15 protein-coding genes are annotated in these 13,872 nt (G+C 39.5%); 5 read left to right on the plus strand and 10 right to left on the minus strand.

The window, feature by feature from the left end; all coding sequences use genetic code 11:
- Positions 1-53 precede the first annotated feature (53 nt).
- Positions 54-1,259: an MFS transporter gene (locus tag DRF67_RS01240; protein ID WP_115926015.1), complete on the plus strand. Its 1,206-nt coding sequence runs from the start codon at positions 54-56 to the stop codon at positions 1,257-1,259.
- Between the two features lie 23 nt (positions 1,260-1,282).
- Here DRF67_RS01240 and DRF67_RS01245 read toward each other — a convergent pair whose 3' ends face one another.
- Positions 1,283-1,636 carry a DUF488 domain-containing protein gene (locus tag DRF67_RS01245; RefSeq protein WP_115926016.1) on the minus strand — a complete coding sequence of 118 codons (354 nt, stop codon included), beginning with the start codon at positions 1,634-1,636 and terminating at the stop codon, positions 1,283-1,285.
- A gap of 94 nt (positions 1,637-1,730) precedes the next feature.
- Here DRF67_RS01245 and DRF67_RS21415 point away from each other — a divergent pair, with 94 nt between their 5' ends.
- Entirely contained in the window at positions 1,731-1,901 is a 171-nt protein-coding gene (locus DRF67_RS21415) for a hypothetical protein (RefSeq protein WP_165851718.1), read from the plus strand.
- 112 nt (positions 1,902-2,013) lie between these two features.
- Here the strand turns inward: DRF67_RS21415 and DRF67_RS01250 are convergent, their stop codons facing one another.
- The 3 genes from DRF67_RS01250 to DRF67_RS21735 form a co-directional block, all read right to left on the minus strand.
- Complete coding sequence (locus DRF67_RS01250) at positions 2,014-2,670, minus strand: TetR/AcrR family transcriptional regulator (RefSeq protein ID WP_115926017.1); 657 nt, start codon at positions 2,668-2,670, stop codon at positions 2,014-2,016.
- A 742-nt stretch (positions 2,671-3,412) separates the two neighbouring features.
- Positions 3,413-3,769: a hypothetical protein gene (locus tag DRF67_RS21730; protein WP_228435703.1), complete on the minus strand. Its 357-nt coding sequence runs from the start codon at positions 3,767-3,769 to the stop codon at positions 3,413-3,415.
- A 3-nt stretch (positions 3,770-3,772) separates the two neighbouring features.
- Positions 3,773-4,063: a TetR/AcrR family transcriptional regulator gene (locus DRF67_RS21735; protein ID WP_228435704.1), complete on the minus strand. Its 291-nt coding sequence runs from the start codon at positions 4,061-4,063 to the stop codon at positions 3,773-3,775.
- A gap of 571 nt (positions 4,064-4,634) precedes the next feature.
- Between DRF67_RS21735 and DRF67_RS01260 the strand changes: the two genes are divergently transcribed.
- The gene (locus DRF67_RS01260) at positions 4,635-4,994 is read left to right on the plus strand and encodes a prevent-host-death protein (protein ID WP_115926018.1); all 360 of its coding nucleotides are present in this window, start codon (positions 4,635-4,637) and stop codon (positions 4,992-4,994) included.
- Between the two features lie 119 nt (positions 4,995-5,113).
- A complete protein-coding gene (locus DRF67_RS01265) occupies positions 5,114-5,452 on the plus strand; it encodes a nuclear transport factor 2 family protein (RefSeq protein WP_115926019.1) in 339 nt (112 codons plus the stop codon).
- A 103-nt stretch (positions 5,453-5,555) separates the two neighbouring features.
- Here the strand turns inward: DRF67_RS01265 and DRF67_RS01270 are convergent, their stop codons facing one another.
- Genes DRF67_RS01270 through DRF67_RS01295 form a run of 6 tightly spaced genes read right to left on the minus strand, consistent with a single transcriptional unit; the run spans position 5,556 to position 12,842 of the window.
- On the minus strand, positions 5,556-5,927 hold the full coding sequence (locus DRF67_RS01270) for a response regulator (protein ID WP_115926020.1): 372 nt from the start codon (positions 5,925-5,927) through the stop codon (positions 5,556-5,558).
- A gap of 20 nt (positions 5,928-5,947) precedes the next feature.
- On the minus strand, positions 5,948-6,526 hold the full coding sequence (locus tag DRF67_RS01275) for a chemotaxis protein CheB (RefSeq protein WP_115926021.1): 579 nt from the start codon (positions 6,524-6,526) through the stop codon (positions 5,948-5,950).
- A gap of 11 nt (positions 6,527-6,537) precedes the next feature.
- A complete protein-coding gene (locus DRF67_RS01280; RefSeq protein WP_115926022.1) occupies positions 6,538-7,368 on the minus strand; it encodes a CheR family methyltransferase in 831 nt (276 codons plus the stop codon).
- Positions 7,369-7,713, minus strand: coding sequence for a response regulator (locus tag DRF67_RS01285; RefSeq protein WP_317047988.1), 345 nt, complete (start codon positions 7,711-7,713; stop codon positions 7,369-7,371).
- 36 nt (positions 7,714-7,749) lie between these two features.
- Positions 7,750-11,361 carry a response regulator gene (locus DRF67_RS01290; protein WP_115926024.1) on the minus strand — a complete coding sequence of 1,204 codons (3,612 nt, stop codon included), beginning with the start codon at positions 11,359-11,361 and terminating at the stop codon, positions 7,750-7,752.
- A gap of 5 nt (positions 11,362-11,366) precedes the next feature.
- The gene (locus tag DRF67_RS01295; protein WP_115926025.1) at positions 11,367-12,842 is read right to left on the minus strand and encodes a hybrid sensor histidine kinase/response regulator; all 1,476 of its coding nucleotides are present in this window, start codon (positions 12,840-12,842) and stop codon (positions 11,367-11,369) included.
- A gap of 308 nt (positions 12,843-13,150) precedes the next feature.
- Here DRF67_RS01295 and DRF67_RS01300 point away from each other — a divergent pair, with 308 nt between their 5' ends.
- A complete protein-coding gene (locus tag DRF67_RS01300) occupies positions 13,151-13,768 on the plus strand; it encodes a Crp/Fnr family transcriptional regulator (protein ID WP_228435705.1) in 618 nt (205 codons plus the stop codon).
- Positions 13,769-13,872 lie beyond the last annotated feature (104 nt).

Consider the following 13,872-nt stretch of genomic DNA (forward strand, 5'->3'; position numbering starts at 1 on the left):
AATCCGAATTCATATTTCTTATCCTATTTTTGCAGAGTAAAAAAAGAATGAATATGTTGAGAGCAGCATCTGAGCAACGCATCAGATTAATAACCATCATGGCATTTGTGTCGATTCCGCTTTCCGGATTCGTTACAGATATCTATCTACCGTCATTTCCTTCTATGGCGAAAGGAATGATGGTTTCCGAGAAGGACATCCAGATCACCCTCACCTCTTACCTGCTGAGCTATGGGATTTCCCAGCTTTTCGTAGGGGGTATCCTGGACAGCATCGGACGTTACCGTCCCAAATTGGTCGCACTCTTCCTTTTGATTGTGAGCAGCATCCTGATTACAATGACCAATAGCATTTTCCTGATCTGCCTCCTCCGGATTCTCCAGGGAGCCGCTGTATCTGTACTGGTAGTGGCCACCCGTGCTATTTTTGTAGATATTTATGATGCAGAAAAAGTAAAGCATTATCTGAGCTATTTTACGATCGTATGGTCCTGCGGACCTATTCTGGCTCCGTTTCTGGGTGGATACCTCGAAAAACTGTTTAACTGGCATGCTAATTTTTATTTTCTGGCGGTGTATGCGGGAGTTTTGTTTTTGTTCGAATGGTTTTTCAGCGGTGAAAGTCTTCCACAGAAAAAGAAACTTGATCTTTCGGAAAATATCAGCCTTTACAAAATGATGCTTAAAAACAGAATCTTCATGCTGGGGATTTTCATTTTAGGGCTAAGCTATTCTATTGTCATGCTGTTCAATATCACCGGACCTTTTATTATTGAAAATACCTTTCACTTTACTCCGGTTGTGATCGGATACTGTACCCTGATCTTAGGTTTTTCCTGGATGATTGGTGGTTTCATTGGCAAACGACGTCTCACACTCGATTTTAAACCACGCATTTTACAGCCGGTCATGCTGCAGCTGATCCTTATTGCAGGACTGATCACGACCAGTTATTTTGCGGAGAGTCTTTTCATTATGATTCCTTTTGCCTTTTTCATTCATATCTGTTCAGGAATCCTGTTTACCTCATTCTTCACCACAAGCATGCTGTATTTTCCTAAGAATGCAGGAACCGCGGGCGGCCTGATGGGTGGACTGGTGTATGTGATAACCTCTGTTACCAGTTTTCTGATTTCTATCAGTGGAACAGTAACAGCGCAAAAAGATCTTTCCTGGCGTTATCTGGTGATTGCCCTTTTACTTTTGGGCATTATCCTCATGATGCACCAGGCCGTAAAAAAAGAAAAAGCAGAGCATTGATCTCTGTTTTTTTTCTTTTATGATCAGCTAAGGCTTTCGAGATATTTTTTGAGAATAAGCGGATGGCAGTGTGCTTCATCCTTGGCCGCATACACAAGTGTAATTTTTTCCTGATCCCGAGTTCGTTCCAGAAATTCTTTTCCCAGATTACCCTGATTAAGTTCTTTCATATACCTTTCTGAAAATTCTGTCCATAATCCAGGATCATGGTGAAACCATTCCCGAAGTTCTGTAGAAGGAGCAAGGGCTTTATTCCACTCACTGATATCAGCATTTTCTTTAGATATTCCTCTAGGCCAGAGCCGGTCTACCAGCACACGGTAGCCATCCTCCGGAGAAGACTGCTCGTAAATCCTTTTCAATGCAATAACAGACATAATGATGAATTTGTAATCACCACAGCAAGACCTGTTCCTTTGTCCTGAAAATTATACTTTGGCATTGTTTTTTAATGAATGTAAAAAAAGCATCATGAGTACCACAAAAAAAATCGGACTAATGTTTCTTCTCGGCGCCTTTGTTTTTTCATGTGCACCCAGACTGAAACCTAATGGCAACCACGGACTTCCACCGGGCCAGGTAAAGAAAGTCACCGGATCCAAATCAGCAAAACCCTATGCACCGGGGCAACACAAAAAATAATTTCAGACAGGTCTCCGCCATCAACGGGGACCTTTTTGGTTCTATTTTCAACATAAGAGACAGCCACTTTTTGCTTATGAACCGGTGTAACGCTAAAAGCGTTTAGAATCTCCTACTCTTCCTGTTGATCATTCAGGTTTTCGTACGTCTGATCTACCATAAAAGACACTGCTTTTTTGATGTTTTTACGTCCTTCAGGGGTATTGACATCAATTCCGCAAAAAATACTGCCATTGACGGAGGCAAACATATTCAAATAATAAAGCCCTGAAACCATGATGGCCATGATAGAACGGTACACCTCCATATTGTCTTTAAAATGAGATTCCATCATCAGTTTAAAAATATATTCTCCGTTTTCCTCCTGAGTATCGATGAGCTTCTTTAATGATTTTCGCGGTTCAGAGATACTCCACAAAAGCAGCTTCTGTGCTTCCTTGTTGGTATAGACATAGTCAAACTGTGACAATAACATTGTTTCTATAAAAGCTCTGCCACCATCATCGGCTAGTGGTTTCATTTTTTCCACCTCTTCACTGGTTACCTTCACCCAGTAATCCTGCGAACGGACATATTCATCCATCAGACCATCCATTCCGCCAAAATAGGTATAGATCATTTTTTTATCCACTCCAGCTGTCGCGGCAATATCATTGATCTTTAACGCTGCATATCCTTTTGTTTTAAGGATTTTCCCCACTGCATCCAGAAATTTCTTTTTACTGCGTTCTTTATTCCGGATGCTACCTGCTGCTGATTTTCTTTCCATGATTAATCATTCAATGATACAAGTTTAAGAAATTTTTTATTATTTTAGACACTGGCAAGTGTCTTATTTCATATATTTGCACAAACTAAAACCATTATATATAGAGAAATGCACCTATGTTGAGAAATTAAAATGATTCAGACCGTAATTATGTTCCCTCAATTTTTAAATAATTTCAAACACTAAGCAACTAAGGTAAAAACAATCACATAGGCAGTATCATTACGATTGTAACGATACTGCTTTTCTTTTTATGAAAAACTTTATTATTTCTCGCGCAGAATTCTGATCAGAATATAGCCTGAATATTCATCTTCCGGTTTCTGCCCCCAGGAGATAAAAATAGATATGATTTTTTTTAACAATGGAACGGAATATCATCCGGATTAAGCTGAATTTCACCAATTTTCCTATTTATTTTTTGCAAAAATACGGGTGTAAATCGCTTCTACAAACGATTTTTTTGAAATACGGTTATCTCGCGATGTAAATTTTGAAAAATAAATTATTTTTAGACACTTCATAGTGTCTTATTTTGTATATTTGCATCAAACTAATAACCATTTTATATAAACACTATATAGAGTGAAAAACAGATTGTATTATTTTGTTCCTTTACTTTAAGACATTTTCGGAAACGAAACACTGAGGTAAAAACACGACAAACGGACAGCCGTATTAGAAATCTAATACAGCTGTTTTTATTTTTATACATTAAATAATGGATCTGATCATCATACCGTTAATCTGGGCAGGGCAGGTTCTTATACGACTGTTCTAATAAAAATGAGACTGCTTTTTTTATGTGATGACGTCCTTCGGATGTACTGACATCTATACCGCAAAAAATACGGCTGTTCACACCACCATAAACATTCAGGTAGTAAAGGCCGGAAACCATGATGGCCATGATGGAACGAAAATCTTCAGACTGTTTTCCAAAATGAGCATCCATCATCAGCTTAAAAACATATTCTCCATTCTCTTCCTGTATCGCCGTAAGTTTAGCCAGCGATTTTCTCGGTTCAGACAACCGCCATAACAACAGTTTTTGAGCTTCTTTATTTTTATATACATGGTCAAATTGAGAAATCAGCATTTCTTACATAAAAGATTTTCCTCCGTCATCTGTTCTGGGCTTTATTTTTTTAATTTCTTCAACGGTTATTCTGCTCCAGTAATCCTGTGACCGGATATATTCATCCATCAGACCATCCATTCCTCCAAAATAAGTGTAAATCATTTTTTTATCTACTCCCGCGGTAGCAGCAATATCATTCACCTTTAAAGCAGCATATCCATTGGTTTTCAGAATTTTTCCAACCGCATCCAAAAACTTTTTTTTACTGCGTTCTTTGTTACGTATACTGCCTCCTGCTGATTTTCTTTCCATGCTTATTCGTTCAGTTCTACAAGTTTAAGAAATTTTTTGACATTTTAGACACTTAGAAGTGTCTTATTTGTATATTTGCAATAACTAAAAACCATTCTATATATTTTTTAAACACTAGGTAAGTTGAAAACGTTAAAAATTCAGGTGTATGGTAATGCACCAAGGAACTTCAACTTAAAATTGCTTCAGTGATAGAAAGACAATGAAGGATGATGATTTGAACACAATGATGAATAGGGATTATGGCCATAAAAAGCTTTTACGATACCCTACACACAGTTTCGAAACAAATCACTAAGGTAAAAACACTAAATGCAGCGGGGCCGTCATATATCTGATGGCCCTGTTTCTTTTGGAATATTTTTTAATAAAAAAAAACAAAAAAAGAACCGCTTACCTGTTTTCACAATATGGGATAACTGACGAAAAACCATTCATCTTCTGTTGAAATACCACAAAAAATTACTTCAATTGTAAAAAAAAACTTTTTATGCTTAGTTATTTTAAGGTTTCGTCTTATTTTACTTTGATTCTTTTCAGCTTCTGGGTAAATTTGCATAAAAATAAAGTTATGAATTACACACTTGAGCTCAATACGCAGAAACCAGATTCTAATATTGTGTTTAATACGATCGTATTTGATTCCTTCAAGGTTAATATAATTGAAAGATACACGGGGCGGATGAATTTTAATCCAAAGTTATGTCATGTCTTATTCAAAGTCCGAACCCTGGATGATGTTATTATTAAAACAAGAGAAGATAACGGAAGGGTGAAGATCAAAGGAGATCAATTTGAAACATACCAGCAGCTGGTAAGGGTATTGAACTCTTACGAATTTAAAAACAAACTGATCAACAGACAGGAATCTGAGCAGGATTATGTTCATTTCATTTTGGGCTTAGTTATTGTCAATTACCAGCTTAGTTGATCTTTTTCACCTTATTTCGATGAGAAATTTTTCTCATTATAAGTGAGAACTCTGGAGATCAACCAGTGAAAGGCCGGCTGTGATATTGACATTTGTATTCGTTGATAAAAAACTGCCTTATGAATTATAAAACGATTTTGGAAAAAGCAAATACTGCAGTATCAGAGGGTGACCATGAGACGTTTCTTTCGTACTGCACGGATGATACGCGATGGATATTTACGGGAGACCAGGTGCTTTCTGGAAAAGAGGAGGTACGTCGATATATGAAAGAAGCTTACCGGGAACCGCCCCGGTTTGAAGTGGAGCATATGATTGCTGAAGGGAACTTTGTGACAGCAGTAGGAACAATAAGCCTTTTGGAAAACGGTGAATGGACCGACTATGACTACTGTGATGTATGGAGGTTTGAAAATAACCTGATGGCAGAGCTGAAAGCTTTTGTAGTCAAAAAATAGTACTTCAGAAGATCTGACAAGAAAAGGCCCCAATACATTTTGAGGCCTTTTTCTGACTCATCGTTATGCCAGGATGGAATAAGCATTGAATGTTTTTTGGGTCTTATACCTGTTCTTTCATATATCTGGCCACCATATCTTCAAGGTCCTCCAGGTTAAAAGGTTTTGACACATAATTATCAGCCTGAGCTTCATTGGCAAGGGCAACAATATCATTATTTGCGGTTACATAGATGACCGGAATATGTTTAAATTCTTCATTGCTTTTCAAAAGCTTTGTTGCTTCCACTCCACCGATTTTGGGAATCCAGTTATCCATTAAAATGACGTCCGGCTGGTACTCGGCCACTTTTTCCAGAATGTCATGTGACGTTTCCGAAATTTTAACATCATAGCCATTTTCTTCAAAAATGATCGTAACCACCTCCAAAATAGCAGCATCATCATCAAAAATTAAAATTCTCTTTTTAGTCATATACGTTAGATTTATTTAAGTTATATAGAGTATAAATGATTAATATAATCCGCTAAATTAGCAGGTTTAACAATTAAATCATAATCAATTTTTTCTACCGCATGTTTGGGCATATAGTCCACTTCAGCTGTTTCCGGGTCCTGTATCCATACCTGCCCGTTATTTTTCTTAATGTAAGCCAGCCCCTCTACTCCATCCGCATTGGCGCCTGACAACAGGATTCCGATCATATTCTCCCCATAAATTTCCGCTGCAGATCTAAAGGTAACATCAATAGACGGACGGGAATAGTTCATTTTCTCTGAGCTGTCCAGTGACATATTTTTTTTGTTTTCAAACAGCAGATGGTAATCTGCCGGTGCGATGTATATGGTACGGTTCCGCACTTCTGCTTTATCTTCAATTTCAATAACCGGTATTTCGGTAAACTGCTGCAAAAGAGTCTGCAAAATATTTCCGGACTGCGCTTTGCGGTGTACCACCAACAATATGGGAATCTGTACCGTCTCTTCTAATTTTTTAATCATCTCAATAATAACCTGCAGGCTTCCTGCTGAGCCCCCGATAATAATGAGTTCTGTATTTTTTTGTGTTTTCATAATGGGATCTTTTAGTGGTGATCCAGTTTCTTCCAGATTTTCTGTTCTTCAATCTGATGATAATTTTTATCGATCGTAGAAAATTTCAGGGTTTCCTTAGCTCCCAACGCAAGAAAACCTAAATTTTCAAGGCTGTTGTCAAAAAGCCGGAATACCCTTTCCTGGAGCTCACGGTCAAAATAGATCAGTACATTTCGGCAGACAATCAGCTGAAAGCTGTTAAAAGAGCTGTCCGAAACCAGATTGTGAGTAGACAGAATGAGCTTTTCCTGCAAACTTTTATCAAATTTTACGCTGTCATAATTAGCAGTATAATAATCTGAAAAATCCTTTACCCCTCCGGATAAGATATAGTTTTCAGAATAGAGTTTCATTTGCTGCAAAGGAAAAACACCGGCTCGTGCAGTTTCCAGGACAGAGGGATTCAGATCTGTTCCATAGATCAGCGATTTGTGATACAGACCCGCTTCTTTCAGCAGGATGGCCATCGAATAAGCCTCCTCACCTGTAGAGCAGCCCGCTACCCAGATCCTGATCAGGGGATAGGTCCCCAGCTGGGGTAAGATTTTCTCACGTACTGTTTTAAAGAAAGACGGATCACGGAACATTTCAGTAACATTTACCGTTACTTCTTCTATAAAACGTTTCAGATAATCCGGGTCGTTCATAATGGTATACCGGAGCTCAGCAAAACTGGTAAACCGGTCCAGCAGACAGATACGGTTAACTCTTCTCTTGAAAGAAGCCCTGCTATAGCCTGAGAAATCATAGCCGTACATTTCATAGACGTCATTGATCAGAAATTCAACTTCTTCGTCCTTTATGATACTAGGTTCCAGCATTTATGACAGTTTTTCTATAGCTGTTATCAAAAGATCCACATCAATCGGCTTAGAGACGTAATCATCAGCTCCAGCCTCTATGCATTTCTGGCGGTCTTCAGGCATTGCCTGTGCAGTCACCGCCACCACAGGAATATGCGCCGTTTCTGCAGTCTTTTTTATAATCTTCACCGCTTCATAACCATCCATTCCCGGCATCATCATATCCATAAGTACTACCGAAAACTGCGGGTCCGACTTCAGGATGTCAAGGGCCTCCTGTGCCGCTGTGCAGCTTTCAATGGTATAACCACGGGCCTTCAGGGTTAGCTTTAATGCAAAGATATTACGTGGATCATCATCCACAATTAAAATTTTTTTATTCATCAGAGTTGTATCTGTTTAACTTTCATATAACCAAACGCGAAGAAGGGACAGCAGCTGATCGATATCTACAGGTTTTGAGATATAATCCGAAGCACCCGCCGTAATACATTTTTCACGGTCCCCGATCATTGATTTTGCCGTGACCGCAATAATCGGCAATCTGGTAAACGCCGGCATTTTTCTAATTTCCTTTATGGTTTCATAGCCATCCATTTCCGGCATCATCATATCCATTAAAATAACATCTATATCCGGATGCTGCTTGATCTGCTGGAGGGCATCTTTGCCATCCATCGCTACCACAACTTCCACTTTATATTTTTCCAGTGCTTTTGTCAGAGAAAAAATATTCCGTACATCATCATCGGTAATCAATACTTTTTTAGAGCTGAGAACCTCCGTTAATGTGCCCAGCATTTTGCCTGCATTATTTTCGGAATGGTTATTTTTTTCCTCTACCAAATGTAAGAATAAACCTACTTCATCTAAAATCCTCTGATAAGAATGTGCTGTCTTTACGACGATAGAGTCTGCGTACTGTTTTATTTTAAGCTCTTCGTCCCTTGATAAGCTGTTCTCTGTAAAAATAATGATGGGAAGGTTTTCAAGACCTTCATTGCTTTTTATGGATTCCAGGACCTGAAATTCGTTCCCTTTGGACTTGCCGATATCTAAAATAACACAGTCTACATGATCTGCAGTCAATGCTTTCACACTATCCTCCACATTGTGTTCCACAGATAGAGAAATGTTGAAGTTACTCAGGAAATAAGATAAAGCACTGGCATGTTTCGCATTTTCCTCAACAATCAGAACTTTTTGGGAACCTTTCTGCAGAGCATCTTCGATTCTTCTGAAAACATCAGTCATCTTTTCCAGCGCTACCGGTTTATTGATAAAATCCACGGCACCTTTCATCAGACTTTCTTTTTTAAGGTGAAGTACAGACATCATGTGAACGGGAATATGTCTTGTATCCGCGTGGGATTTAAGCTCATCCATTACCTCCCATCCGTCTTTTACCGGAAGCTGAACATCCAGCAGGATAGCATGAGGACGGTATTTCTGTGCGGCGGCAAGGCCATGATCTCCCCGTACGGCCACAATTCCTTTATAATCCTGCCGATGGGCATATTTAAGAAGTGCTTTTGCAAAATTGACATCATCTTCTATTATAAGAATCACCTTATCACCTTTTTTGATGCGCTCTCTGTCATCGGCTACATCTTCAGGAATTTCCAAGGTGTTCAGAACCTGAGCCGTTTCAGTTTCACCATCATCCAGAATGCTTTGAATTTCTTCTACATCTTCACGGATAATTTCCACCAGATCCTGATCTGTCTCATGCTGAACAATCTCCGTTACGGCATGAACAGGAATGATAAAACTGAATTCACTTCCTTCATTAAGTTCGCTTTTCAGTACCAGCTCACCTCCTAACAGCCTTGCGATCTCCCGGCTTATAGACAATCCCAAACCGGTGCCCCCAAATTTTCTTTTGGTAGAACCGTCTGCCTGCTGGAATGCCTCAAAAATAATTTTTTGCTTATCTGCAGCAATTCCCACTCCGGTATCTTTCACAGCCATCACAATGAAGCCGGGTTTGTCCGAATGCTTCTTAATATGAAGGCCTATGCTTCCTTCGTTCGTAAACTTCAGGGCATTGGACAGTAAATTTCTCAATACCTGATCTATCCTAAGGCGATCGGTCTCTATAATTTTCTGAACATTCTCTTCTATCCGGATATTAAACTGCAGTGCCTTCTCCTGAAATACAGGATTAAAGAGGCTTTTTAAATCTTTAACCACATCCTCTATGACCACATCCTGGTATTCAAGGGTCATTTTACCGGATTCAATTTTAGCAAGATCCAGAATTTCATCTATCAGGGTTAATAAGCTTGTTCCAGAGCTCTGAATTACCTTCGCAGATTCTACCTGATCTTCATTCAGGTTTTCGTCAGGATTTTCTGCCATCAGCCTGGACAGCAGAAGGATTGAATTCAGAGGAGTACGCAATTCGTGGGACATATTAGCCAGGAATTCCGATTTGTATTTGGTACTTAGAGCCAGCTCTTCTACTTTCTTCTGAATTTCATTATTACGCTCAGCAATCAGGTGATTTTTTTCTTCCAGCAATCTAGATCGTTCCTCGAGTTCTGCATTCGCCTGCATCAGCTCTTCCTGCTGTACTTTTAATTCTTCTTCCGAAGCCTGTAGCTTTTGGGTCTGGGCTTCCAGTTCCGTATTCAGATTTTCTAGCTCAGAATGCTGAACCTGCAATTCCTCAGACTGTGCCTGGGTTTCCTCCAGCAGCTGCTGTTCTTTTTCTCTTCCTTTGGCAGCGCTCAGTGCAATTCCTATATTGATACAGCATTCCACAAAATAGCTGATTCTGTCCTGATCAAAATTGGACGTTGACCCCAGTTCAAGCACTCCGATCGCGTGACCGTCTGCGAAAACAGGAATCAACAGAATTCCGTAAATTTTGATGGTACTGCTGGCAAAAGTGACTACAAAATCTTCTTCGTGGAGGTTATTATAAACCTGTGTTTTGGCAGTCATAAATGCCTGGCCTACCATACCTTCTCCAGGTTCAAAAGTCTGCTTCATGTTCCCTTCCAATCCGAAAGCTTTGCAAAGCTTCAGGATGCCTTCATCATAAAGATAGAGCGAGCCGTTGATACAGTTTCCATAATCGATCAGCTGATGCAGAGATTTTTCCGAAACTTCCTTTACGGTTTTATTACCGACCAGGGATTCGTTCAGCAAGGCCAGCCCTTTCTGGCGCCAGTCGCTTTTATTAATTTTATCAAATGATATTTTCAGGGACTCTGTCATATTGTTCAGAGATTCTACCAGGTCGCCCAAGTCATCCTGTGCAGTATCCACTGCCCTTTCGCTATAATCTCCATTGGCAACCCTGTTGGCTATCTTCTGGATGGCACTTACCCGGCGGGTCATCTCCTCATCTTTTGCTTTAAGCATCTTTTCCAGCTTATCTCTGCGGATAAGATCTGCCCGCATCTTAATATAGAAAAAGACAGTCACTACCACCGCTGCCAATGCCGAGAAGATGATGAATAAAACAGTGGTACTGGAGGAACGGTTAAGATCTTTGTTTTTAGCCTCAAGCTGGCTTTCCTCATACTGTACAAAATCACCCACAAGCTTCCGGCACCGATCCATATACACTTTACCGGCAATGATCTGCTGCTGGGTCATAATGGCTCCTTTCCGCCTGTTTTCCACAAGCTTTTTAAGATTAGCAATGGTGCTGTTGATGTTCTGTTCCAGGAGATGAAGCCTTTCCACCTGCACTTTATCCTGCAAACCTAAGGCCTTGGCCCGTTCAAATGCCTTAGGATATTCTTGTAAGCACCGTTTATAGGGATCAAGAAAATCTTCTCTTCCCGTCAGTTGATAACCTCTGTTTCCTGTTTCCACATCCAGTAATGCCACCAGGACATCTTTAACGGCTGTGACAGAGCGCCTGCTTTTCGACAGGCTTTCCCTGTGGTTCATCTGGTTTTGGATACTCCAGTAGGAAGCTATTGAACTCGCAATTAAAATCAAAAGCGAAAGTCCTACTCCGAACTGAAGATTTCGTATAATTTTTTTCGGCATGGAAATTAATTTAATGGTAAAGTGAAATAAAAGGTGGATCCTTCGCCTAAAATACTGGAGACCCCAACATTTCCGTGATGCTGTTTGATGATCTCAGAGCAGATAAACAGGCCTATCCCCATTCCCTGGAACTGAAGCGAAGATTCTTCTACACGATAAAACTTGCGAAACACAGCCGCCTGTTTAAAATCCGGGATACCAATTCCAAAATCGGTAACGCTTACCCTTACTTCCTGTGCTTCTTCATCTACAAAAGTGGTAACGATCACCTGATTGTTATGAGGAGAATATTTAATGGCATTGGTAAGGAAATTAATTAATACCTGTTCGATACGGATTTCATCCAATGGAATCAGAATATCCGGCTTCACTCCATGACGGCCTATTTTCACTTTATTTTCGTCATGGGTCTGCAGAATGGTTTCAATAGCGTTGCTGATGACATTCTCGAGATTAACAGGTTTTTTGTTAATCTTCAGTTTTCCGTTTTCTATTTTGGAAACATCCAGAAGGTCGGTAATCAGGGTATTAAGTTTTTCAATCTGTCCCTGCACTTTGGTTACAAAACCGGCTTCTGAGCTGTCCTTATCCAATTTCAGCTTCCTGTCCAGCAGCTGCACATAAGCTTTAATGCTTGTCAAAGGAGTTTTCAGTTCGTGACTTGCAATACTTAAGAATTCATCCTTCTCTTTTTCTGCTTTCTTCTGGCCGTCTATATCCGTAAATGTTCCTACCCAGTTTTTGATACGCCCTTCATCGTACACCGGGGTTACCCGAAGCAGATGATAGCGGTAATCTTCCGACCCTACATTTTTGATACGGATTTCCAGTTCCAAAGCTTTTCCTCTTTTCCTGCAGCGTTCAAATTCTTCCAGGATAACAGGGTCATCCGGATGGGTCTCGGGAAAATTCTGTTCAGAATCAGAGTACTGATACCATTTACCATTCACAAAATCTACTATTCCCTGATCATTCAGGGTAAATGCAATTTGCGGAAGCGACTCCAGCATCAGGTGAAAGTGGTCGATCTGTGATTTCATAGTAACCTGGGACTCCCGTCTTCCCTTCACTTCAAGCTCCAGGTTCTGCTGCGTTTTCTTCATCGCTACATTCTGCTCCTGAAGGTTATAGAAAGTTTTCACCTTAAGCAATAGGATTTCAGGATCTACAGGTTTCGTCACATAGTCCTTAGCTCCGGATGCGTATCCCCTTGTAATAAATTTTTTATCTGTATTGACAGCTGATAAGAATATAATGGGAACTTCTTTTGTTTTACTGTAATCCGCCAAAGTTTCAGCTACTTCGAATCCATCCATGTCAGGCATCTGAACATCCAAAATAATCAGGGCATAATCATTTTTCAGTGCTTTGCCCAGAGCCACCTCACCGGAATCAGCCGTATCTACTTGAAAATCTTTGGATTCGAGTAACTTTTGCAGTGAGTAAAGGTTACTTTGGTTGTCATCAACAATTAAAATCATATGAAGTTAAAATCAATAATTAATTATATTTACTTTAGGCTCAAAAATACTCACAATATTTCAAAAAAAAGTAATTTTTAGCGATTATGATTTTTTATTTCGTACCACATTTTATGGCATGAATACCTTTGCTTTCTATAAGTAAAAAGATTCTTGAAATTGTATAGGAATTTATTTCCTATATGATAAAAATAGGTTGCATATCTGTAAAGAACAAGCTAACTTCATGGTTTGAAAAATCTACCGGATTTCACTTTCTGAAGTTGTTTCCATGAGCACCGATTTGCTAAGGTTAATAGATTAAAATTATGAAAAAAACAATAAGCTGTATGAATATTGACAGCAATATTCTTCGTTCATTCGGCGGCGAAAGCATACAATACAAAACCAAACAATTTATTTTCAGAGAAGGAGAACGGTCACTTTATTATCATCAAATCGTAAGCGGGAAGGTAAAACTCAATACATTTAATGATGAAGGCAAGGAGTTTATCCAGAATATCCTTGGTAAAAATCAAAGCTTTGGTGATCCCCTCCTTTTTATTGACCGGTTGTATCCTACCAATGCCATATGCCTGGAAGCAGCTGAAATTGTCAGAATGCCAAAAAACAATTTCCTTGAGATGCTTGAAGTGCACCCCGATCTATCTCTGGAGCTCAATGCCTGTTTATCACAAAGATTATACTATAACAGCTTAATGGTAAGATATATGGCTTCTCAGAATCCGGTTGACCGATTAAAGGGATTAATGGATTATCTGAAGAGTTACTATGATGGGGACTGCCAGCAATGTTTTCCGGTAGAGCTTACCCGCCAGCAGATTGCCGATCTTACCGGCCTACGCGTTGAAACAGTAATCCGCACTGTCAAAAAGATGGTCAATGATAAAACCATAAAACTTGAGGGAAGGAGAATCCTCTATTAAAAAAAACCAAGTCTGTTAAAGTAGAGTTAATTTTTTAAACCTGGCCAGCAGATTTTCAGCTCTATCAGGCGATTTCCGCTATAGAGTGCGTCTATAGCTGATAT

Source organism: Chryseobacterium pennipullorum, from assembly GCF_003384725.1.
Taxonomy (GTDB): domain Bacteria; phylum Bacteroidota; class Bacteroidia; order Flavobacteriales; family Weeksellaceae; genus Chryseobacterium; species Chryseobacterium pennipullorum.